The sequence below is a fragment of the Sphingobium fuliginis genome (assembly GCF_015074805.1).
Taxonomy (GTDB): Bacteria; Pseudomonadota; Alphaproteobacteria; order Sphingomonadales; family Sphingomonadaceae; genus Sphingobium; species Sphingobium fuliginis.
This window is the reverse complement of record NZ_CP060035.1, coordinates 2,170,793-2,192,680: the sequence shown is the minus strand read 5'-3', so window position 1 is coordinate 2,192,680 and position 21,888 is coordinate 2,170,793. Positions and strand designations below refer to the sequence as shown.

22 protein-coding genes are annotated in these 21,888 nt (G+C 67.0%); 15 read left to right on the top strand and 7 right to left on the bottom strand.

All coding sequences use genetic code 11. The features are described from left to right. Positions 1-4: 4 nt before the first annotated feature. The 4 genes from pstA to H5V43_RS10515 form a co-directional block, all read right to left on the bottom strand. Positions 5-1,249, bottom strand: a complete 1,245-nt coding sequence (gene pstA, locus H5V43_RS10530) for a phosphate ABC transporter permease PstA (protein WP_025548627.1) — start codon at positions 1,247-1,249, stop codon at positions 5-7. Beyond that, entirely contained in the window at positions 1,249-2,643 is a 1,395-nt protein-coding gene (gene pstC, locus H5V43_RS10525; protein WP_099186138.1) for a phosphate ABC transporter permease subunit PstC, read from the bottom strand. Before pstC ends, pstA begins: the two co-directional genes overlap by 1 nt. A 10-nt stretch (positions 2,644-2,653) precedes the next feature. Further along, complete coding sequence (locus H5V43_RS10520) at positions 2,654-3,709, bottom strand: substrate-binding domain-containing protein (protein WP_025548626.1); 1,056 nt, start codon at positions 3,707-3,709, stop codon at positions 2,654-2,656. A gap of 154 nt (positions 3,710-3,863) precedes the next feature. Next, positions 3,864-5,120 (bottom strand): ATP-binding protein, encoded by a 1,257-nt coding sequence (locus tag H5V43_RS10515; RefSeq protein ID WP_025548624.1) that lies wholly within the window; start codon positions 5,118-5,120, stop codon positions 3,864-3,866. A gap of 99 nt (positions 5,121-5,219) precedes the next feature. On the opposite strand from H5V43_RS10515, the gene H5V43_RS10510 reads away from it, so the two are divergent. The 10 genes from H5V43_RS10510 (at position 5,220) to H5V43_RS10465 (ending at position 12,910) form a co-directional block, all read left to right on the top strand. Next, a complete protein-coding gene (locus H5V43_RS10510; protein ID WP_025548622.1) occupies positions 5,220-5,636 on the top strand; it encodes a hypothetical protein in 417 nt (138 codons plus the stop codon). A 96-nt stretch (positions 5,637-5,732) separates the two neighbouring features. Next, positions 5,733-6,917: a glycosyltransferase gene (locus tag H5V43_RS10505; RefSeq protein ID WP_025548620.1), complete on the top strand. Its 1,185-nt coding sequence runs from the start codon at positions 5,733-5,735 to the stop codon at positions 6,915-6,917. A 67-nt stretch (positions 6,918-6,984) separates the two neighbouring features. Further along, positions 6,985-7,266: an HPr-rel-A system PqqD family peptide chaperone gene (locus tag H5V43_RS10500; protein ID WP_025548619.1), complete on the top strand. Its 282-nt coding sequence runs from the start codon at positions 6,985-6,987 to the stop codon at positions 7,264-7,266. Then, a complete protein-coding gene (locus H5V43_RS10495) occupies positions 7,263-8,126 on the top strand; it encodes an HprK-related kinase A (RefSeq protein WP_025548617.1) in 864 nt (287 codons plus the stop codon). The genes H5V43_RS10500 and H5V43_RS10495 overlap by 4 nt, the downstream gene beginning before the upstream one ends. After that, positions 8,123-9,124: a nucleotidyltransferase domain-containing protein gene (locus tag H5V43_RS10490; protein ID WP_025548616.1), complete on the top strand. Its 1,002-nt coding sequence runs from the start codon at positions 8,123-8,125 to the stop codon at positions 9,122-9,124. The genes H5V43_RS10495 and H5V43_RS10490 overlap by 4 nt, the downstream gene beginning before the upstream one ends. Before the next feature lie 80 nt (positions 9,125-9,204). Beyond that, a complete protein-coding gene (locus H5V43_RS10485; RefSeq protein WP_025548614.1) occupies positions 9,205-10,554 on the top strand; it encodes a S41 family peptidase in 1,350 nt (449 codons plus the stop codon). A 240-nt stretch (positions 10,555-10,794) separates the two neighbouring features. Then, positions 10,795-11,280: a disulfide bond formation protein B gene (locus H5V43_RS10480; protein WP_025548613.1), complete on the top strand. Its 486-nt coding sequence runs from the start codon at positions 10,795-10,797 to the stop codon at positions 11,278-11,280. Then, positions 11,277-11,828, top strand: a complete 552-nt coding sequence (locus H5V43_RS10475; RefSeq protein WP_025548611.1) for a demethoxyubiquinone hydroxylase family protein — start codon at positions 11,277-11,279, stop codon at positions 11,826-11,828. The genes H5V43_RS10480 and H5V43_RS10475 overlap by 4 nt, the downstream gene beginning before the upstream one ends. Before the next feature lie 8 nt (positions 11,829-11,836). Continuing rightward, on the top strand, positions 11,837-12,421 hold the full coding sequence (locus H5V43_RS10470; protein ID WP_025548609.1) for a hypothetical protein: 585 nt from the start codon (positions 11,837-11,839) through the stop codon (positions 12,419-12,421). A 93-nt stretch (positions 12,422-12,514) separates the two neighbouring features. Beyond that, positions 12,515-12,910, top strand: a complete 396-nt coding sequence (locus H5V43_RS10465) for a hypothetical protein (RefSeq protein ID WP_025548608.1) — start codon at positions 12,515-12,517, stop codon at positions 12,908-12,910. Positions 12,911-13,185: 275 nt separating this feature from the next. On the opposite strand, the gene H5V43_RS10460 is transcribed toward H5V43_RS10465, so the two are convergent. The 3 genes from H5V43_RS10460 to H5V43_RS10450 all read right to left on the bottom strand — a co-directional run bounded on the left by H5V43_RS10460 (position 13,186) and on the right by H5V43_RS10450 (position 17,158). Then, positions 13,186-13,587, bottom strand: coding sequence for a RidA family protein (locus H5V43_RS10460; RefSeq protein WP_025547061.1), 402 nt, complete (start codon positions 13,585-13,587; stop codon positions 13,186-13,188). Between the two features lie 65 nt (positions 13,588-13,652). Continuing rightward, positions 13,653-16,277 (bottom strand): TonB-dependent receptor plug domain-containing protein, encoded by a 2,625-nt coding sequence (locus tag H5V43_RS10455; protein WP_025547059.1) that lies wholly within the window; start codon positions 16,275-16,277, stop codon positions 13,653-13,655. A gap of 305 nt (positions 16,278-16,582) precedes the next feature. Then, complete coding sequence (locus H5V43_RS10450) at positions 16,583-17,158, bottom strand: TlpA family protein disulfide reductase (RefSeq protein ID WP_025547057.1); 576 nt, start codon at positions 17,156-17,158, stop codon at positions 16,583-16,585. A 43-nt stretch (positions 17,159-17,201) separates the two neighbouring features. Here H5V43_RS10450 and argH point away from each other — a divergent pair, with 43 nt between their 5' ends. Genes argH through H5V43_RS10425 form a run of 5 tightly spaced genes read left to right on the top strand, consistent with a single transcriptional unit; the run spans position 17,202 to position 21,870 of the window. Further along, the gene (argH, locus tag H5V43_RS10445; protein WP_025547055.1) at positions 17,202-18,581 is read left to right on the top strand and encodes an argininosuccinate lyase; all 1,380 of its coding nucleotides are present in this window, start codon (positions 17,202-17,204) and stop codon (positions 18,579-18,581) included. Then, positions 18,581-18,844 carry a hypothetical protein gene (locus H5V43_RS10440; RefSeq protein ID WP_025547053.1) on the top strand — a complete coding sequence of 88 codons (264 nt, stop codon included), beginning with the start codon at positions 18,581-18,583 and terminating at the stop codon, positions 18,842-18,844. The genes argH and H5V43_RS10440 overlap by 1 nt, the downstream gene beginning before the upstream one ends. 31 nt (positions 18,845-18,875) lie before the next feature. Then, a complete protein-coding gene (gene lysA, locus H5V43_RS10435) occupies positions 18,876-20,156 on the top strand; it encodes a diaminopimelate decarboxylase (protein WP_025547052.1) in 1,281 nt (426 codons plus the stop codon). Further along, positions 20,156-20,920 carry a precorrin-2 dehydrogenase/sirohydrochlorin ferrochelatase family protein gene (locus tag H5V43_RS10430; protein WP_099186136.1) on the top strand — a complete coding sequence of 255 codons (765 nt, stop codon included), beginning with the start codon at positions 20,156-20,158 and terminating at the stop codon, positions 20,918-20,920. Before lysA ends, H5V43_RS10430 begins: the two co-directional genes overlap by 1 nt. Next, the gene (locus tag H5V43_RS10425; RefSeq protein ID WP_025547063.1) at positions 20,917-21,870 is read left to right on the top strand and encodes a zinc transporter ZntB; all 954 of its coding nucleotides are present in this window, start codon (positions 20,917-20,919) and stop codon (positions 21,868-21,870) included. Before H5V43_RS10430 ends, H5V43_RS10425 begins: the two co-directional genes overlap by 4 nt. The last annotated feature ends 18 nt before the right edge of the window (positions 21,871-21,888 follow it).

Below are 21,888 nucleotides of genomic sequence, written 5' to 3'. Positions count from 1 at the left end.
GCGGTCACCACCGCCTTTCGAACTTGTTGCGCAGGTAGATGGCGATGCCGTTCATCGCGAGCAGGAAGACCAGCAGGACGATGATGGCGGCGGAAGTCTTTTCGACGAAGCCCCTGGAGACTTCGTCGGACCAGAGGAAAATCTGCACCGGCAGCACGGTCGCCGGATCGGTGATCCCCCCCGGCGGCGTGGCGATGAAGGCGCGCATGCCGATCATCAGCAGCGGGGCGGTCTCGCCCAGCGCGCGGGCCATGCCGATGATGGTGCCGGTCAGGATGCCGGGCAGGGCCAGCGGCAGGACATGGTGGAACACCACCTGCACCGGGCTGGCGCCGATGCCCAGCGCCGCGTCTCGGATGCTGGGCGGCACCGACTTGATGGCGTTGCGGCCCGCGATGACGATGACCGGCATGGTCATCAGCGCCAGCGTCATGCCGCCGACCAGCGCCGCCGAACGCGGCAGGTGCAGGAAGTTCAGGAAGATCGACAGGCCCAGCAGGCCGAAGATGATGGAGGGGACGGCGGCCAGATTGTTGATCGACACTTCGATGATGTCGGTCAGCCAGTTCTTGCGCGCATATTCCTCCAGATAGACGGCCGTCGCCACGCCCACCGGGAAGCTCAGCGCCAGCGTCACCAGCATGGTCAGCAGCGATCCCTTGAACGCGCCCCAGATGCCGACCTGCGTCGGATCGGTGCCGTCGCTCGCGGTCAGGAATCCCCAGTTGATGCCGGTAGTCAGCAGGCCCGCCTTGTCGAGCCGCGCTACCGCCGCTTCCGCCTCGGGCGAACCGTTGCTCTTGGCGGCAAGGTCGATGGCGGTGGCGGCGGGCAGCTTGACCGTCACGGTCTGGGCGAGGATCTTCGGATCGGCCTTGATCGCGTCGCGCAGCACGGTCCAGGCGGTGGGCGACACCCATTCCTCGGCATCCGCGCCCAGCGCCTTCTTCACCACCGCCCCCGTCACCATCGGCAGGTTCGCATTGGCGAGCGCCTGATCCGTGATGGCATTGGGGTCGAGCAGCAGAGGGGAGGCGGGGAAGTCGACCTTCACCGCGATTTCCGTCCGGGTGAAGCCGCGCAGGCCGTTGCCCAGCATGCTGAACAGCAGGAAGGCAAGGAACGCGGCGGAGAGCGCGACGGCGAGCAGGCCCGCCGCCTTGAAGCGGCGTTCCGATGCATAGCGACGGGCGATCCGCCGGCGCATCGCGTCCGACTTCCAGTCGGTGGGAAGGCGTTCGGCACTCATTATTCGTAAGCCTCGCGATATTTCTTCACGACCCGCAGGGCCACGATGTTGAGCAGCAGCGTCACGATGAACAGCACCAGCCCCAAAGCGAAGGCCGCCAGCGTCTTGGCGCTGTCGAATTCCTGGTCGCCGGTCAGCAACTGGACGATCTGCGTCGTCACCGTCGTCACGCTGGCAAAGGGGTTCAAGGTGAGGTTGGCCGCCAGACCCGCCGCCATCACCACGATCATCGTCTCGCCGATGGCGCGGCTGACGGCCAGCAGCACGCCGCCGACCACGCCGGGCAGCGCCGCAGGGATCAGCACGCGGCGGATCGTCTCGCTGGTGGTGGCGCCCATGGCCAGGCTGCCGTCGCGCATCGACTGCGGCACGGCGGCGATGCTGTCGTCCGCCATGGAGGAGACGAAGGGAATGATCATCACGCCCATCACAAGTCCCGCCGCCAGCGCGCTTTCCGAAGAGGCGCCGTGGATGCCGATCATGACCGCGAAATCCCGCAGGGCCGGGGCGATGGTGAGCGCCGCGAAATAGCCGTAGACGACGGTCGGCACGCCCGCCAGCACCTCCAATATCGGCTTCATCCACTTGCGGAAGGTGGGGCTGGCATATTGGGTCAGGTAGATAGCGCTCATCAGGCCCAGCGGGATGGCGACGGCCATGGCGATGATCGCGCCGATGAAGATGGTCCCCCAGAACAGCGGCACCGCGCCGAAGGCATCGTCATTGCCATAGCCGAGCGCGGCCGATTGCGGGCTCCATTTCGCGCCGAACAGGAAATCGACGGGGCTGACCATGGAAAAGAAGCGGAAGCTTTCCCACAGCAGGGATGCGACGATCCCCAGCGTCGTGATGATCGCCAGCAGCGATGCGATCAGCAGGGTCGCCATCACCAGCCGCTCGACCCGCGTGCGCGCCCGGAAATCCGGGCGGACGCGGGTGAAGGCATAGGCGCCGCCGGCAAAGGCCAGCACCAGCGCCAGCGCGGCGCCGGCAAAGCCATATTGGCCGATGGCGTGCTTATAGGGTTCGACCAGGCCCTGCGAGAGCGGATTGAACGCCCCCGCCTGCATCCCCGTGGCGATCGCCCGCGCCTCGCCCAATATGGCGGAGCGTGAGAAATCGTCGGCGGGCAGGCTCTGCGCCGCCGGACTGCCCAGCACGTCCTGCGTGACGAGACCGGGCGCGACATTGGCCCAGACCGCCAGGAAGAGGCCGGCGGGCACCAGCGTCCAGAGCGCGACATACCAGCCGTGATAGCCCGGCAGGCTGTGCACGGCGTCGCGGCGGCCCGAAGCCCGCGCGGCGCTTTGCAGCCGCATCGCGCGGGCGCGGGCGCTGACCCAGGCGATGGCGCCCAGACCGGCGAGCAGCAGAAGGATTGCAGGACCTGTCATATCGCCTGTCTTATTTGAGCTGCGAACCGTCGAGCACGGCCAGCGACTTGACGGTCTCGGCGCTCGCCTTGCGCACGCCTTCCGGCGCCGCGACCATGCCGCGCTTGGTCAGCGCGCCGTTCGGGTCCCAGTTCGCGGCGAAGGTGTTGAGATAGGCCTGAAGGCCCGGAATGGCCTGCATATGCGCCTTCTTCACATAGATGAAGAGCGGACGCGCGCCGGGATATTGGCCGGTGGAGACGGTTTCGTAGGTCGCCTCGACGCCGTTGATGGAAACGTCCTTCAGCGTGTCCTTGTTTTCCTCCAGGAAGCTGTAGCCGAACACGCCGAGCGCATTGGGATTGGCGCCCAGCTTCTGGACGATCAGATTGTCGTTCTCGCCCGAGTCCACATATTTGCCGTCCTCGCGGATGCGGGTGCAGGTCGCCTTGAACTCGTCCTCATTCTTCTTCTTGAGCGCTTCCATCGCCGGGTCGGTCTCGCAACCCTTGGTCAGGATCAGTTCGGCCAGCGAATCGCGGGTGCCGCTGGTGGACGGGGGGCCGAAGACGCTGATCGGCGTGGCGGGCAGGCTGGGGTCGACATCCTTCCAGCTCTGGGCCTTGTTCGGACCCTTGCCATAGGGATTGGCGGCCAGCGCCTCATAGACGATCTTCGGGGTCAGCTTCAGGCCCGGGCCGTTCTTCGATTCCGCGAAGGCCAGACCGTCGACGCCGATCTGGATTTCGATGATGTCCTTGACGCCATTCTTCCGGCAGTCCTCATATTCCGACTTCTTCATGCGGCGGGAGGCGTCGGCGATGTCGGGATGCTGGGCGCCGACGCCCGCGCAGAACAGCTTCATGCCCCCGCCGGTGCCGGTCGATTCGACGATGGGCGACTTCATGCCGGGATTGCCCTGAACGAACATCTCGGCAATCGCGGTGGCGAACGGATAGACGGTGGAGGAGCCGACCGCGCGGATCTGGTCGCGGGTGCCGCCGGCCCCGCCGCCGGACTGCTGGCCGCAGCCTGAGAGAGTGAGTGCCGCCGCAGCGGTCGCGGCCATCAGAGCGAAATGCTTCACCGGGTAATCTCCTTCGTCAAAGGCCGCGATTCGCTTCTCGCCGCCCCCCTCTGGGCACGCGCCGTAGCCGCGGTACGTCGCGCCTTTGTGACAATGGGATTGCACTTTTATGACATTGACGGCGGAAGCCCGGCCTGTCGCTGTCTTTTTTTGATCAAGCCTTTGCCGCGACGGCCTTTTCCTCGACGGCGAAGCGGGGCAGCAGGATGGAGATGGTGGTGCCCTTGCCCAGCACGCTGGCGATGTCCAGCCGGCCGCGATGCCGCTCCACGATATGCTTGACGATGGCCAGCCCCAGTCCCGTGCCGCCCACCGCCCGGCTGCGCCCCGAATCGACGCGGTAAAAGCGTTCGGTGAGGCGCGGCAGGTGATCGGGGCCGATGCCTTCCCCCTCATCCGCGACGGTCAGCCGCAACAGGCCGCTCGGCCCGTCGGAAAGGGACACGTGGATCGGCGTGCCCGCGCGGCCATATTTCACCGAATTGCCGATCAGATTATGGAGCAGTTGCGACAGTTGCGCCCGGTCGCCCTGCACGTCGGTCAGGCTGGGCGCGATCTCCATCTCCACCTCCCGCCCGCGATCGCCATGGCTGGTGCGGAACACGCCCACCACCTCGGCCACCAGGCCGGACAGGTCGACCGCGCTGTCGGGCAGGCGATATTTCTCCGCCTCTATGCGGGAAAGGGAGATGAGGTCGTCGATCAGCCGCTGCATCCGCCGCGCCTCGCCGTCCATGATCTTCAGGAAGCGCTGCCGCGTTTCGTCGTCCTTGCCCAGATCGGGGTCGGCCAGCGTCTCGATGAAGCCCAATATGCCGGCCAGCGGCGTGCGCAGTTCATGGCTTGCATTGGCGACGAAATCGACGCGCATCTTCTCCGCCGCGTGGGCGCCGCTATGATCGGCCAGATGGACCAGCCGCCGGACATGGCCGTCCTCTCCCACCGGCGCGATCCGCATCTGCCAGCGCTGGTCGCGGGTGCCCAGGCCCACCAGCTCGATCATGACCGGTTCGGCCAGCGGCGCCTGGCTGGCGAGCCGTTCGGCAGCGGCGGGATGGCGGATGGCGATGCGGGCGTCCTCTCCCTCGATATGCGCGCCCAGCAGCCGCTGCGCGGCGCGGTTGGCGGCGATGATGCGGCCCCGTTCGATCAGCATCAGCGGGTCGGCTATGCCCTCCAGCAGGCCGCGCGCATCGGGATGGGCGATGATGTCGGGAACCTCCGCCGGCAGCGGCGACACGGCCGGTTCCGGACGGTCCGGACTGGCCGCGCAGATGACGAGCACCAGCAGCGTCGCCAGCACCGGCAGGAGGATGTCGAGCGGCCGCGCGCCTATCATCAACGCGCCCCCGGTGCCGAGCAGCAGAACGGCCAGCGAGGCGGTGATCTGGGAGGCGGTCAGGCGATTCATGGTTACCATGCTGGAAATTTGACGCATTTGCTGCAAAGTAGGGCCGCAGTAGCCGGCAATTTTTACAGTTTGGCAAGCGCGATAGCGGATCAGGATGACATGAGCGAGCCGTTGCCCCCCCAGAAGGAAGCCGAGTCGCAGGACGACGGCCTTGCCGCGCCGTCGCGCCGCCAGTTGCTGATGGGCGGCGCCGTCGCGGCCTCCGCGATCATATCCATCCGGCCGGCGCTGGCGAACACGGCCGCGTCGGTGCTCAACTGCACGATACCCGTTCCCGACCAGGGCCGGGCCGGCAATTATATCGCGCCCAACGGGCAGGTGGTGCCGGCGGGAACGCAGGGCGCCTTCCCCGCCGGCAAGAACTTCAGCGGGGAACAGGTCCGGCAGGCGCTGCGCGGCGGCCGGCTGCCGGGCGCCAGCTATGAGCAGAACCAGGCCTATCTGAACTATATCCGGCGGCTTCAGTCGGGGACGAGCGGCTTCACCTGCTACGCATCGCTGCAAATGCCCCGCTGAGCCGAGGGCTTTATTTCCACCCGAACTTATACGGTTCGCCAGCGTTGACGGCGTCGAGCCTTCGACGATCCGGTCAGGCGCAGCAAGGGCGACCCCATGTTCCATACACCCCATTGGGTGAAACAAGATTGTTCGGTCGCGATCTACCTCTATGAACCCGGCGATGGCGGGCTGGATCGGGTGGCGATCCTGCTCGCCAACCATCTGCGGCTGCGCGGCGTGGACGTGGAACTGTGGATGACGCGGACGGACGGCCCGGTGGCGGGCCTCATCCATCCCGCCGTGCCGGTCCGTCGCGTACCGGCGCCGCCCTTTTCGCGGCGGCTGTCGATGATCGCCCAATTCCCGGCGCTGGCCGCCATGGTGCGGCGGTTCCGCCCGGATATTCTCTATTCGGCGGGCAATCAGAGCAACATGCTGTGCGCGCTGGCGGCGCTGGGCACGGCGACGCGGGCGGTCGGCAGGATTTCCAACCCGATCATCCGGCCCGGCCAGCGCGGCCTGTCCGCCTGGATCAGGCGTAGCCGCTTCCGCGCCATCGCCCGGACCAGCGCCATGACCATCGTGATGGGCGAGGCGGACCGGATGACGCTGACGCAGGCCGGGCCGCTCGCGGGACGGCAGGTGACGCTGCTGCCGCGCCCGACGGTCACGCCGCTGCTGGAACGGCTGCGGCGGCAGCGCGCCGCCAGAGCCGGCGGCGGTCCATGGCATTTCCTGATGGTCGGGCGGCTGGTCGAGCAGAAGGACCAAGCGACGGCGCTTCTGGCGCTCGCCCGGCTGAAGCATCTCGACTGGCGCCTGAAGATCGTCGGGCAGGGGCCGCTGCGCCGCGATCTGGAGGCGCTTTGCACGCGGCTTGGCATCGCCGGGCGGGTCGAATTTCCGGGCTTCGTCGGTGATCCGGCGGAACTGGCGGCCCTGATGGCGGATGCCGATCTGCTGCTGCAACCCTCGCGCTGGGAAGGGCTGGTCGCGACCCTCATCGAAGCGCTCGGTTGCGGCACGGGGGTCGTCGCAACCGATTCGACGCCGAATATCCGCCCGGTGCTCGCCGCGGCGGGCCAACATGCGCCGGTGCCGGTGGGCGACGCCGATGCCTTTGCCGATGCGATCCTCTGGGCGCTCGACCATCCCGCGCCGGCTGCGCGCCTGGCGGACGCGGTGAAGGAACATGGCGTCGAAAGCGCGCTCGACGCCTATTTGCGGGCCTTTGTCCGGCTGGCGCGATCCGGCGGCATGCGGTGGCGGGGCGTCGCGCAAAATAGCCTGTCCCGTTAGGCACTTGGCTACCCCTTTGTCTTAAGGATGGCGCGACATTCCCATCCGAAGGCCAGGTTTCGCGATCATGCCAGCCCGCTATTGCCAGGACAGCCCGGACGCCATCGCATCCTGCGTGCTGGAGGATATGGTGCTGCTCTACCACCGCCCGTCGGGACAGACCCATATGGCGATCGCCCCGGTGCCGGAGATCCTGGCGGCGCTGGATGACGGCGCGGCGCTTACGGCGGGCGAGCTGTTAGGGCAGCTGGCCCAGCTTTACGATCTGGGCGAGCCGGAGGAGGCCCTGCCGCTGGTGGAGGCGCATCTGGCCGAACTGGCCGCGCTTGGACTGGTCCGCATCGCGTGAACCATGCCCTGACCCTGAAGATCGGTCCGGCGACCTTCCGCATCGGATCGGCCTGGCGCCAGCCGGTGGACGCGCTGGCGCGGCTCTACGCCGATTATCCCATGCCGGCGGGCGCGATAGCCGATTTCACCGTGCGGCTGGAGCCTGCGGGGCCGTTCCGGCGCTGGTTCCGGCCCTCCATCTTCATCACCGGCGATCATGGGCTGGCCGACGCCGCGCCGATGAGCCTTGCCCATGGGCTGCTGGCGGCGGAAATGGGGATGAACCTGCAAATGGCGCTCGGCTGGCGGCGGCACCTGCTGCTCCATGCCTCCAGCGTCGAAAAGGACGGGCGGGCGCTGGTGATGACCGGCGAGTCCGGTTCCGGCAAGTCGACGCTGGCCGCGCAACTGGGGGAGCGGGGCTGGCGGCTGATGGGCGACGAGTTCGCGCTGCTCGACCTGGAAACGGGGGCGATCTTTCCCTTTCCGCGCCTCGTCTCCCTCAAGAACCGCGCCATCGACGTCATCGCGGCGGAAGCCCCGGCGGAGCGCATGGGGCCGCTGCTCGCCGGCACGGCCAAGGGGGACATTCGCCACCTGATCCCGCGCAGAGAGGCGATCGGGCGGATGGCGGAGGGCGCGCCGCCCGCGCTGCTGCTGTTCCCGCGTTTCGGCCATGAAGCGGACGTGCGCCCGGTCGGCCAGGGGGAGGTCTTCATGCGGCTGACCCAGGCATCGACCAACTATGTCGCCCTGGGCGAAGCGGGCTTCGCGGCGTTGAGCGGTTTCGTCGGGAATGTCCCCGCGCGCGCCATCGACTTTCCATCGGGCGACGAGGCCATCGCCCTTGTCGAGCGGCTCTGGGAGGAACTGGCATGAGCGCCCGGCTGCTGGTGCGCGCCTTGCGCGACCCTGACGAGGTGGCGGCGCTGGATGCGGACGGGTGGAACGCGCTGATCGCCATGGCGAGGGCGGAGCGGCTGATCGGCACGCTCGCCCTGCGGATGGGGGAGCGGCCCGTGCCCCCGGCGGTGGGCGCGATATTGGCGGACGCCCGGCTGGATGCGGCGCGCGAAGCCCTGCAGGCCCTGTGGGAGGCGGATCGCGCGGCAGAGGCGCTTGCCGGCCTGGACGTGCCGGTCGTGCTGCTCAAGGGCACGGCCTATGCGGCGGCGGGGCTGCGCGCCGGGCAGGGGCGCTTCATCGGCGATCTCGACATATTGGTGCCGCGCGATGCGATGGATCGGGTGGAACGGGCGCTGATCGGCGCGGGATGGGAATGGGTCAAGGACGACCCTTATGACGACGCCTATTACCGGCGATGGATGCATGAGCTGCCGCCGATGATCCACGCGGCGCGGGACCGCATGATCGACGTGCATCACACCGTCCTGCCGCTGACGGCGCGGCAGACGCCGGACGCGGCGGCGATGATCGCGCAGGCGGTTCCCCTCACCAACGAATTATCCATGCTCTCGCCCGAGGACCGGCTCTGCCACGCGGCGGCGCATCTGCTGGCCGACGGCGATCTGGCCGGGGGGCTTCGCAACCTCTGGGACATATATTGCCTGCTCGATGGCGTCGACGGGACGGCGCTGGAGGCGCGGGCGGCGCACCATGGCCTGCTGCCCCATGTGCGGCAGGCGCGGCGGCTCGCCATGGCGCTCTATGGCGAAGGGAGGGGCGAAGGGGCGCGGCTCACGCTCCGGGACCGGATCGTCAAGGCCCGGCTGCTGGCGCGCGACGGGTGGGGACGGGAAAGGCGCGGGCTGCTGCGTTTCGCCTTCTACCTGCGCTCCCACTGGCTCAGAATGCCCCCCGCCATGCTGGCGCGGCACCTGTTCACCAAATGGCGCAAGGGGCATCGGCCTGTTTAGGAAGGGGCGCCAGCCAAGGTTTTTGCGTCTGCACGGAAATGCCCTATATTGCCCCTTCGATGCCAGGACTCAGGACACGCATGAAATCCAATTTCTTCCGGGGCGCCGTCGCCCTTGGCGCGCTCGCGCTCATCCCTGCCACCACCGCGGCGCTCGCCGATGGGGAGGCAAGCAGCTACAAGGCGCTCGACGAGTTCATGGACGTGTTCCAGAAGGTCCGCAGCGACTATGTCGAGAAGGTCGACGACGAAAAGCTGATCAAGGGCGCCATCGACGGCATGCTCGCCAGCCTGGACCCGCATTCGAGCTTCCTCGACGCCCGCGATTTCCAGAATCTCCGCACGCAGACGGAGGGCAGCTATGGCGGCCTTGGCCTTTCCGTCACGCAGGAGGACGGCGCGGTGAAGGTGATCGCGCCGACGCAGGATACCCCGGCCTGGCGCGCGGGGATCAAGGCGGGCGACTATATCACCCATCTCGACGGGCAGCTCATCTATGGCGGCACGCTGGACGAGGCGGTCGACAAGATGCGCGGCGCGCCGGGCACGCAGATCAAGCTGACCATCGTCCGCCCCGGCCGCGACAAGCCGATCGACCTCACCCTGACGCGTGAGATCATCCAGTTGAAGCCGGTGAAGTGGGAGGTGAAGAACGGCATCGGCGTCATCAACATCGTCAGCTTCTCGGCCAATACCGGCGCCGACGTGCGCCAGGCGATCCGCAGCATCGACAAGTCGCTGGGCCGCAAGCCCACCGGCTACATCCTCGACCTGCGGTCCAACCCGGGCGGGCTGCTGGACGAAGCCGTGTCGGTCAGCGACACCTTCCTGGAACGCGGCGAGATCGTGTCGCAGCGCGGCCGCAACAAGGGCGATGTCGAGCGCTATTATGCCAAGCCCGGCGACGATGCGAGGGGTCTGCCGGTGATCGTGCTGGTGGACGCGGGCTCCGCCTCCGCATCGGAAATCGTCGCGGGCGCGCTGCAGGACCAGCATCGCGCGCTGGTGATGGGGGAACGCAGCTTCGGCAAGGGCAGCGTCCAGACCATGCTGCCGCTCAGCAACACCACGGCGCTCAAGCTGACGACGGCGCGCTATTACACGCCGTCGGGCCGCTCCGTGCAGGAAGGCGGGATCGAACCCGATGTCAGGGTGCCGCAGCTTAGCGACCCCGATTACAAAAATCGTCCGAAATTCCGGGAAAGCGACCTGCGCCGGCACCTGATCAACGAGATCAAGACCGACAATGCGGCGCTGGAAGAGGACAGCAAGGACGATCCCCGCTTCGCCGCCACGGCGGAGGAGCTGAAGAAGAAGGGGATCGAGGATTTCCAGCTCGACTATGCGCTGAAGACCATAGCGCGCCTGGCGGCAAAGCCGGGCGGGGCGGTGGCTCAGGCCGCTCCCGTCCGCAAGCCGGCGACGCATTGATCGTTGCGGATCGACGTGCCGCGCCTGGCGGGCGGGGACCAGTTCGGGACTTGCCGGATTGCGTTGGACGGGAAGCGGACACCCGCTTTATCCCTCTCCCTTGAGGTAGGGGGCTGCGCAGACTTGGCAGCTCGCTGCCTGGTCGCAGCTGGGTGAGGGGATCGCGCGGCCCTCAGGCCGGCTCCCTTCACCCCGCAAGTTCAGCATGACGAAAGCCACGTGACGGTTTAAGCGAGCGACATGAAATCCTTGCCTCTCGCCCGCGCCCTGGCGCTGATCGTCCCGCTGGTCATGCTGGGCGGCGCCTATGCCTTCCAGTTCCTCGGTGGCCTGCACCCGTGCGAAATGTGCTGGTGGCAGCGTTATGCGCATATGGCGGCCATTCCGCTGGCGCTGATCGCCTATGCGCTGCGCGGCAAGGCCTGCGTGAGCGCGCTGTTCACCGGACTCGCCGGCCTTGCCATTGGCGTCAGCGGCGGCATCGGCCTGTTCCATGCGGGCGTCGAATATGGCTGGTGGCAGGGGCTCACCGCCTGCTCGACCAGCCCGGCCGGCGGCAATCCGGCGGACATCCTCAACCAGATCATGGCGACGCCGATCACCCGCTGCGACGTCGCGCCGTGGAGCCTGTTCGGCATTTCCATGGCAGGCTATAACGGCCTCTTGTCGGCGGCGGCGGCGCTCCTCATCTTGGTGCTGCTGCTCAGGAAAGGGAGCAAGGCATGAGCGCAAAGGACTTCCCACGCCCCGGCCGCCGCGTGACCGGGGCGGAGCGCGCCTCCATGCTGCGCGTCGATCAGGCGGGCGAGTTCGGCGCGACCCGCATCTATGCCGGGCAACTGGCCGTCATGGGGGATCGGCATCCCGATTCCCGTCTGATCGCCGGCATGGCCGCGCAGGAGGAACGGCACCGCAAGCATTTCGACGCGATGATCGCGCGCCGGGGGGTGCGGCCGACCGCGTTGCAGCCGATCTGGAATGTCGCCGGCTTTGCGCTGGGCGCGGTGACGGCGGCGATCGGGCCGCGCGCCGCCATGGCGTGCACCGCCGCGATCGAGACCGAAATCGACCGGCACTATGCCGAGCAGCTCGAGCAATTGGGTCAGGACGATCCGGAACTCTCCACCGTCATCGCGGATTTCCAGGCGGAGGAGGTCGAGCATCGCGACGCCGCCATCGCCCATGGGGCGGAGCAGGCTCCGGCCTATCCCCTATTGTCGGGCGCCATCAGATTGGGCTGTCGTGCCGCCATCGCCCTTTCCAAGCGTATCTGAGGAGAAGCATGATGAAGACCAGCCTGATTGCCGCTATGCTTTTGCTGGGCACGGCTTCCCCCGTGCTGGCGCAGCAGGGGCCCAGCGTGCCGCAGGAACAGGCGCCCGCCGCGCAGGCGGGGTCGGAACGCGTCAATCTGGTCATCGTCTATGGCGACGATCCCTGCCCGCAGAGCCAGGGCAGCGACATCGTCGTCTGCGCCCGCAAGGGCGAGGAGGAGCGCTACCGCATTCCCGAGCCGTTGCGCGGCGATCCGAACCAGCCCAGCCACCAGGCATGGGGCGAACGGGTGAAGTCAATGGAATATGTCGGGCGCAGCGGCACCGAAAGCTGCTCGCCGGTGGGCGGCGGCGGGGCCACCGGCTGCTTCGCGCAACTGGCGCGCCTCGCCAAGGCGGAGCGGCAGGCCGCGGACAATGCAAGCTGGAAGGATCTGGTCGAGGCGGAGCGGACCCGGCGCCTTTCCACCATCGACGCGGAAAGCAAGGCGATCGAGGCGCAGGCCGTGGCGGAGGAAAAGGCCCGTGCCGCCCAGCAACAGCAGCCGGCTCCGGCGCAGGGACCGCAACCGGGAACGCCGCCGCAGCAGTGACGGCATTTGCCGCGGCGCGGCGTCTGGAAGAAGGCTGCCGGAAACCGGGCAATCCGGCCGGCGGGACAGGGGACGAACAAGGATTATGGATCGATGCGTCTCCTCACTGCCCTTTCCCTCGCCGCCGTCGCGCTGGCTCCCCTGATTTTCGGCGGCGCGGCCCATGCCGAGCCGCCGCAGAAAATCTTCAACCTGGTCGTCTATGGCGACGATCCTTGCCCAAAGGGCGAGGGCGACGAGATCATCGTCTGCGCCCGCAAGCCCGAATCCGAACGCTATCGCATTCCCAAGAAGTTGCGCGAAAAGCCTGAACCGGCGGGCGGCCCCGGCTGGGGCAGCCAGGTCGCGACCATGGAGCAGGTCCAGCGGCAGACCCTGCCGGGCAGTTGCTCCGCCATTGGCAGCAACGGCTTCACCGGCTGCACCGCCAAGGCGCTGGAGCAATGGTTCGCGGAGCGGCGGATGCAGGAGTCCAAGGGCGAGCCTTGAGCGGCGCGCCATCTCTAGGCGGCGTGGATAAATTCGAGACTCGCCGGACTGAGTGATTTGGGTGGTTTCCTTTCATTCCCCCTCCCGCAGGCGGGAGGGGGCTAGGGGGTGGGCTGGCGCGACATCAGCGGGGATTTTCAAAGGCTGAGCTGGAAGCTCGCTGCGCTCGCGCCCACCCCTAACCCCTCCCGCCTGCGGGAGGGGAATGTCTTGGATTGGCCATTTCCCGACATTCCGAACTTGTCCACGCGGCCCAAAAGCCGGACGGCCTTCGCCTATTTGAAGCTCGCGATGCATTCGATCTCCAGCGGCGCGCCCATCGCCAGCCCGTCCGCGCCGAACGCGCTTCGGGCGGGCAGCCGCTTGCCCTGGAAATAGCTGACATAGGTGCCGTTGAATCGTGGCCAATCCGCCATGTCGTCCAGCATCACCGTGCATTTGACGACATGGCCGAAGTCGAGGCCATTGTCCTTCAGGATCTTGCCGATGGAATCCATGGAATTGCGGACCGCGGCATCGAAGCCCTCCTTATGGGGGTCCATGCCATCCGGCACCCGGCCGATCTGGCCGGAAAGATACAGGGTATCGCCTGCCCGCACGGCAGGGGAGAAGGGAGGCTGCTGCGCGGCCAGCGGAGTGGCGCCAACAGCCAGGACCAGGGCGAACCATTTCTTCATATGCCTATTTCCCCGATGCAAAAAGGGCCGGTCCTTTGGCGGACCGGCCCTTCCTTCGTGACGCGTCAGAATTTGAAGTCGAGCCGGGCGTAATAATAGCCGCCCGACGTGCTGTAGGGTCCGTGGCCATAATAGCTGTTATAGGCCCCGGCGCCGTTGATATAGGGCGAGACGCCAGCGCCCGGCGTGACGCCTTGCATTAGCGCGGGCACTTCCGGCCGCTTGTTGAACAGGTTGTTCGCACCCACAGAGAAGGTGACGGCATCGGTGAAGTCGTAGCTTGCCTCCAGATCGGTGAGCGCGGTCGCCTTGACCACGCCGTTGAAGTAGAGCTGGTTGGCGTTGATCCCGTTGACGATGGCGCCGTCCGCGATCAGGAAGCCGCCATTGGGGATGAAGCCGCCGCCGGGTGTGAAGGCCGGGCGGACCAGGACGCTGGTCTTGCCGTAAAAGGTCTCACGCAGGTTGAGCGCGAACTTCCCGCTCTTGAACAATGCGCCGGCCACGATCTTGTAGTCGGGGTTGGAGCGTTCGATATTGCTTTCCGACGCCGCGTTGAAGATGGGGTAGCCGACCTTGTTGTCGGTGATCTTCGTCTTGTTGTAGTTCGCCGTCAGCGACAGGTTCAGCGTGCCGAAGTCGAGCGCCACCGGATAGGCGGCCGAGAAGTCGATGCCCCAGGTGCGGGTGTCGATGCCGTTGGTGAAGCTCGACACGCCGATGGTGCCGTTGGTGAACAGGGCGCTGTCCAGGACGATGCCGGCGGCGTTCAGCGCGTTCAGGATGTCGGCGCCGCCCGGTTGCGGCACGCCGTTCAGGACGGCGTTGCGGGCCGCCGTGCCGGTGATGCGGTCCTTGATCTTGATGATATAGCCGTCGACCGTGATGGCCAGCTTCGGCACCGGCCGCAGCACGACGCCGGCCGAGAAGTTCTTCGACTTTTCAGGCTTCAGCGAGTTGAAGCCCAGCAGCGCGGCGGCAGGCGTGCCGGCGGGAAGCTGCGCGACGGCGCTGGTCGGACCGACGTTGATGGTCGAATATTTCTGTTCCGCCAGCGTCGGCGCGCGGAAGCCGGTGCTGACCGTGCCGCGAATCGCGAAGGCGGGGCTGAAGTCGTAGCGCGTGGTGATCTTGCCGATGGTGGTGTCGCCGAAGTCGGTATAATCCTCGTAACGGCCGGCAAGGTCGACGGACCAGTTTTCAACCGGCTCCGCGATCAGGTTGATGTAGCCCGCGCGCGAACTGCGGCGGAACTTGCCCGCGTCGGTCGCCTTGTATCCGGGGAAGGACTGAACGCCGGTCTTGTAGGTCGAATAATAATCGCCCGCGACGATCTCATAGGTGTCGCGGCGATATTCGCCGCCGAACGCCAGGGTCAGCGGCCCCGCCATGCCGGCGTCGAATTCCTTGCGGATGTCGGCGGTGACGGTGGTCTGGCTCAGGCGGAAGCCGCCGTCATAGGCCTTGTCAACCGTATTGGGCCTGCCGATGCCCTGCAGGGAGGCGGCATAGCTTTCCTGCCAGACTTCGCGATGGGCCGACGCTTCGGTCCAGATGTCGTCCTTCTGATAGCCGTAGGTCGTGCTGATGTCGTAATTCCAGTCGCCGCCGAAATCGCCCTTGGCGCCGACCGTGAAGCTATATTCATCCTCGATCACATGCTGGAGCGGCACCATGCCCCAGGTGCCGGTGTCGCCATAGCAGATATTGGGATTATATGCCGCGGGCGTGATGCTGCCGCCCAGATTGCCGGTTTCGTAGCAGATGCGCTTGGGATGGCGGTAGCCCTGCTTGGCATAGCCGATGCGGCGGGCATAATCGCCGAAGCTGTAGAGTTCGATGCCGCCGAAATCATAGCCCATATTGTAGAAGGCTTCGGTCAGATAGGTCTTGGGCTGGCCGCCGTTGATGCCCGACAGCGCGTCGCCCGCCAGGTTCGACCATTGGGCGGGCGTGTTGGGCTGAAGCGTGCCGTCCGGCCTGGTGATCTGGACCTGCCCGGTGCCCACCGTGGTGTAATCCTGGCGGCGGTGGAACAGGCTCAGGTTGAAGAAGCCGTCCTCGCCCAGCTTGAAGCCCATATTGCCGGAGGCGGAGAACAATTCGCCTTCGCTGTCATAATATTGGCCGCCCGTGACCTTGAAGCTGCCGCCTTCGTTATTGTCCTTCAGGATGAAGTTGATGACGCCCGCGATGGCGTCCGTGCCATAGACGGCGGCCGCGCCTTCCTGGAACACTTCGACGCGGGCGATGGCGTCCGGCGGGATCAGGTCGATGCTGGGCGCCGCCGAACCCTGGAACGCGCCGGAGATCACCTGGAGGATGCCGTTGCCGTGGCGGCGCTTGCCGTTGACCAGCACCAGCGTGTGGTTGGGGCTGAGGCCGCGCAGACGGGCGGAGAGCGAGAAGCTGGAAAGGTCGGTGCCCTGCGTCTGGGCGGTGAAGCTCGGTACGATCTGGGTCAGGACCTGGTTGAGATTCGGCTGGCCGACATGGCTGATCGCCTCCTGGCTCAGCACCTGGATCGGCGCGGCGCTTTCGGCCGCCTGCATGCCGACGGCGCGGGTGCCGGTAACGATGATGGCGGCGCCATCATCGGCTTGCGCGGTCTGCGCCTCCTGCGCCATCGCACAGGCCGACCAGGACGAGGCCAGCACCAATGAAAGGCGAAGAGCGGATAATCTTGTCATCTATGCCCCCTGTTTTGCATTTATCCATGACAGGGGGATCAACGAACTTTTAGGATGAAACCTCTACCGCATCGCACAAAATAATAGAAAAATTAAATATTTCTTCTTTATTTCTGGGAGGAAAATCAGACCAGATTGCGATGCCATGAGGCAGAATCGCAATTGATTAGGGTGCATGTGGCGCGGCGCATTTTGCAAGCAGCGCATATGGCGGATTTTTGACGGAAGTTCGTTTCAGGGAAACCTTGCCCCTGTTCGTCATGCCGAACCTATCGACATGACGAGTGGACAGGGGGAGCAGGGGATCAGCTCGCCATCGCCGCTTCGATCAGCGCGCGGCCTTCCCTGCTGGCCCAATCCATCGCGCCGACCACCCGCACCATTTCCTTGCCCTGCGCATCATAGATGACGGTCGTCGGCAGCATGCCGGTGTTGTAGTGGAAGCCGAACTGGTTTTCCGGGTCGATCCAGCCCTTCAGATGGGGCAGGGGATGTTTCTCGAAGAAGGGCTTGATCACCGTCTCCCCCTGGCTGTCCTGGGAGATGGTGAGGACGGCGAGCCCCTTCCTGCCATAATCCGCCGCCACTGCATCCAGCGTCGGCATTTCCGCCACGCAGGGCGCGCACCAGGTCGCCCAGAGGTTGACCAGCACCGGCTTGCCCGCGAAATCCTTGAGGCTGGCATCGCTGCCGTCCGGATTCTGGAAGGTGAAATCGGGGGCAGGGGTTCCGGCCTTCGACCTGTCGAGCGTGTAGCTGAACGCGCCTTTCCCGCTTTGCGCCGGTCCCGTCGCCTCGCCGCTGGTGGCGTTCTGGCCTTGCCCGGCGGGCGGGGATTGCTTATCGCACGCGCCAAGGCCGGCCAGCAGGAGCAGTGTCATTACGCAGCGTAAGGATGATCGCACGGGGAAAAGCTCCAACAGCATGTGGGGCGGACGCTTCGCGGCCGGTCCGGCTTCGGTCATGCGGGAGATAAATGCGTCGATCCCGTTCGACAAGCGCCTGTGGAAGCAGGACATCGCCGGGTCCAAGGCCCATGTCGCGATGCTCGCCAAACAGGGCATCGTCGACGGAGAGGACGCGCAGGCGATCACCGAGGGGCTGAACCGCATCGCCGCCGAATATGAAGCCGACGGCGTGCCGGTCGATCTGGACCTGGAAGACATCCACATGGTCACGGAGTCGCGGCTGGCCGAACTGATCGGTCCTGCGGCGGGACGGCTGCACACGGCGCGCTCGCGCAACGATCAGGTGGCGACCGATTTCCGCCTCTGGGTGCGCGACGCCATCGATGAGGTGGAGGCGGGCCTGCAGGGCCTGTCCGCCATGCTGCTCACCCGCGCCGAGGAGCATGCCGACGCGGTGATGCCCGGCTTCACCCATCTCCAGTCCGCGCAGCCGGTGACGCTCGGTCATCACCTGATGGCCTATCATGAGATGGTCCGCCGCGACCGCAGCCGCTTCGCCGACGCGCGGGAGCGGCTGAACGAGTGCCCGCTGGGCGCGGCGGCGCTGGCCGGGACCGGCTTTCCCATCGACCGCCACGCCACGGCGGCGGCGCTCGGTTTCGCCAAGCCGACCGACAACAGCCTCGACAGCGTGTCGGACCGCGACTTCGCGCTCGATTATCTGATGGCGGCGACGCAGTGCAGCCTGCACCTCTCGCGGCTGGCCGAAGAGTTCATCATCTGGGCTAGCCAGCCCTTCGGCTTCGTGAAATTGCCCGACGCCTATTCGACCGGCAGCTCGATCATGCCGCAGAAGCGCAATCCCGACGCCGCCGAACTGGTGCGCGGCCATGCCGGGCGGATCATGGGCTGCATGAATGCGCTCTGCGTCACGATGAAGGGCCTGCCGCTCGCCTATTCGAAGGACATGCAGGACGACAAGCCGCCGGTGTTCGAGGCGCATGACCTGCTGGGCCTGTCCATCGCGGCGATGACCGGCATGATCGAGACGGTGACGTTCCGCACCGACCGGATGCGCGGCCTGGCGGAGAGCGGCTTCGCCACCGCGACCGACCTCGCCGACTGGCTGGTGCGGGAGGGCGACATTCCCTTCCGCGAGGCGCATCATATCACGGGCCGCGCGGTCGCGGCGGCGGAGGCGGCGGGCGTTCAGCTTGCCGATCTGCCCATCGAAACGCTCAAGGCCATTGATGCGCGGATCGATGAGCGTATCTATGCGGTGCTGACGGTCGACGCCTCGGTCGCCAGCCGCAGGAGCCATGGCGGCACCGCGCCCGATCAGGTGCGTGCGCGGATCGCTGAGGCCCGGAACGACGCGAAAGGGCAGAAGAAGTGATGACGGCACGGATCGCCAAGGGAGTTGCGCTGGCGGCGCTTGCGCTGGCCTTGGCGTCCTGCGGCGGTCGCCAGCCGCTGAAGCCGGTGCAGGGGCAGCGCCTGCCCGCCGTGCCGGTGGGGGCGGCGACGGCGCCCACCGCAGCGCAGCTCACCACGCCCACGATCCAGGCGCGGCCGGAACGGAATGTCGAACTGCTGACCCAATCGAAGGTGCGCGGCGACGACCCGTTCGACCTGCCGCCCGAAAGCGACCCCCGCTGATTTTGGCGCTCAGATTCTAGGATAGACTGACTTGGACCATTTTACCTATGTCGACGGCGCGATGCTGGTGGAGCAGGTGCCGATGGCGGAGATCGCCGCGCAGGTCGGCACGCCCGTCTATATCTATTCGACCGCGACGCTGACCCGCCATGTCGGCGTGTTCCGCGAAGGACTGTCGCAGCTCCATGATCCGCTGATCGCCTTCGCGGTGAAGGCCAATCCCAATGCCGCCGTGCTGGCGACGCTGGCGAAGCTGGGCCTCGGCGCCGACGTCGTGTCGGTGGGCGAACTGCTGCGCGCCATGGCGGCGGGCATTCCGGCGGACCGCATCGTCTTTTCCGGCGTCGGCAAGACGGCCGACGAAATGCGCATCGCGCTGGAAAAGGGCATCTACCAGTTCAATCTGGAGAGTGAGCCCGAAGCGGAAATGCTCTCCGAAGTGGCCCTGTCGATGGGGAAGAGGGCGCCGGTCGCCTATCGCATCAACCCCGATGTCGACGCGGGAACCCATGCCAAGATCTCGACCGGCAAGTCGGAAAACAAGTTCGGCATCCCCTATGACCGGGCGCTGGCCAGCTATGCCGCGGCGCGCGACCTCCCCGGCCTCGACGTGCAGGGCGTGGCGGTGCATATCGGCAGCCAGCTCACCGATCTCGCGCCCCTGGAAGCCGCCTTCGCCAAGGTCGGCGCGCTGATCGAAAGGCTGCGCGGCGAAGGCCATGACATCCGCACCGCCGATCTCGGCGGCGGGCTGGGCGTGCCCTATGATCCCTCGCAGCCGCTGCCGCCCAGCCCCGCCGATTATGGCGCGATGGTGACGAAGGTGACGCAGGGCTGGAACGTCCGCCTGATGTTCGAGCCGGGCCGCCTGATCGTCGGCAATGCGGGCGTGCTGCTGTCGCAGGTGGTGCGGGTGAAGCAGGGCGCGCAGGCCCCCTTCGTGATCGTCGACGCGGCGATGAACGACCTGCTGCGGCCCAGCCTCTACGACGCCTGGCACGACATCCGCGCCGTGCAACCGAAGGGCGAGCGCGCCGCCGCCAATGTGGTGGGCCCGGTGTGCGAGACGGGCGACACCTTCGCCATGCACCGCGACATGGATGTGGTGGGGGCGGGCGATCTGGTCGCCTTCATGACCGCCGGGGCCTATGGGGCGACCATGGCGAGCACCTATAACAGCCGCGCGCTGACGCCCGAAGTGCTGGTGTCGGGCGACAAATGGGCCGTTGTCCGCGCCCGTCCGCCGGTAGAGGCGCTGATCGAGGGGGACAGCATTCCGGCCTGGGTAGCGTCGAAGGATGTGCAGGACTGATGCACAGCCTGCCCGTCTTCCTGCGGTTGCAAGGGCGGGCCGTCATCCTGACCGGCGAAGGGGAGGCGGCGGACGCCAAGCGGCGCCTGCTCGAACGGGCGGGGGCGCGGATCGTGGGGGAGGCGGCTGAGGCCACGCTCGCCATCGTCTCGGATGGCGATGCGGCGACCGTGCAGCGGCTCCGGGCCCGGGGCATATTGGTGAACGCGACCGACAGGCCGGAACTTTGCGACTTCACCCTGCCCGCCATTGTCGACCGGGGGCCGGTGCTGATCGCCATCGGCACGGGCGGCGCTTCGGCGGGTCTCGCCAAGGCGCTCAGGCAACGCATCGAAGCTTTGCTGCCGGCCCGTCTGGGGCTGCTGGCGACGGCGCTTCACGATGCGCGCGCCGCGATCCGCCAGCGCTGGCCCGATGCCGCGGCAAGGCGGCGGGCGATCGACGCCGGCCTTGCCGTGCGCGGGCCGATCGATCCGCTGTCCGACAAAGCCGTGGACGCCGTGCCGCACTGGCTTTCCGAAGGGGCCGGGCTCGGGACCGGGGCCGACAGGCTGGAAAACATCCGGCTGCTGTCGGGCGATCCCGACGATCTCAGCCTGCGCGCCGCCCGCCTGCTGGGCGAGGCGGATCGCGTCTATCACGCGCCGGACGTGCCTGCCGCGATATTGGACCGGGCGCGGGCCGATGCCGTGCGCATCCTGGCAGACGCGCCGCCCGACGATCCGGGGGCAGGCCTGTCGCTCTGGATGGAGATGACGCCATAAGCCGGGTCTTCCTCTTCGACGGCGCTCGGGCGCAGGAAATCTCGCTCGACGATTTTTGCGCGCGGACGCAGGACGCGCCGTTCAGTTGGGTCCATGCCGATGGCTGGAAGGAGGATGCCCGCCACGTCGCGTCCCGCTGCGACCATATGCCCGAAGCGGCGCTGTCCGCGCTGCTGGCGCAGGAGACCCGGCCGCGCTGCACGCTGATGGCCCATGGCGCGCTGGTGAACCTGCGCGGGCTTGGCGCGGCGGATGACGATGGGGGCGACCCGCTGGTGTCGATCCGCCTCTGGGCCGAAGAGGCGCGGGTCATTTCCGTCAGCTATCGGCCGCTCGCGGCGATGGAGCCCGTCATGCAGCAGATGCTGCGCGGTCTGATCCGCGATCCGGGCGACCTGATCGCCGCCTTCGCGCAGCAGATCACCGAAGCGCTCGACCCGGAAGTTGGCGAGCTGGGCGACGGCCTGGACGAGATCGAAAGCGCGCTGACCGAACATGGCCCGGCGGAGGCGCGGCGGCGCGTGTCGGAAATCCGCGCGACGGCGATCGGCTATCGCCGCTTCATCGCGCCGCAGCGGCAGGCATTGGAAAGACTGTCCGCCGCCGATGCGTCATGGCTGGAACCCGACGACCGGTTGCACCTCCAGGAAGCGGCCGACCGCTGCGCCCGCATGGCGGAGGAGCTGGAAGCGGTGCGCGAACGGTCGGCGCTCGCCCATGAAGAACTGACCGACCTGCGCGCGGAGCAGATGAACCGGCAGGCGCTGATCATCTCGGTCGTGGCGCTGGTGTTCCTGCCGCTGACCTTCCTGACCGGGCTGCTGGGGATGAATGTGGACGGCATACCCTATGCCCATGAACCCTGGGCCTTTTGGGGCGTGGTCGGTGTGTGCATGGCCATGGCGGCCGGCATTGCCGGCTGGTTCGCGGCGACCCAGTGGCTGAAGTGATTCCGGCCCGTCATTCCG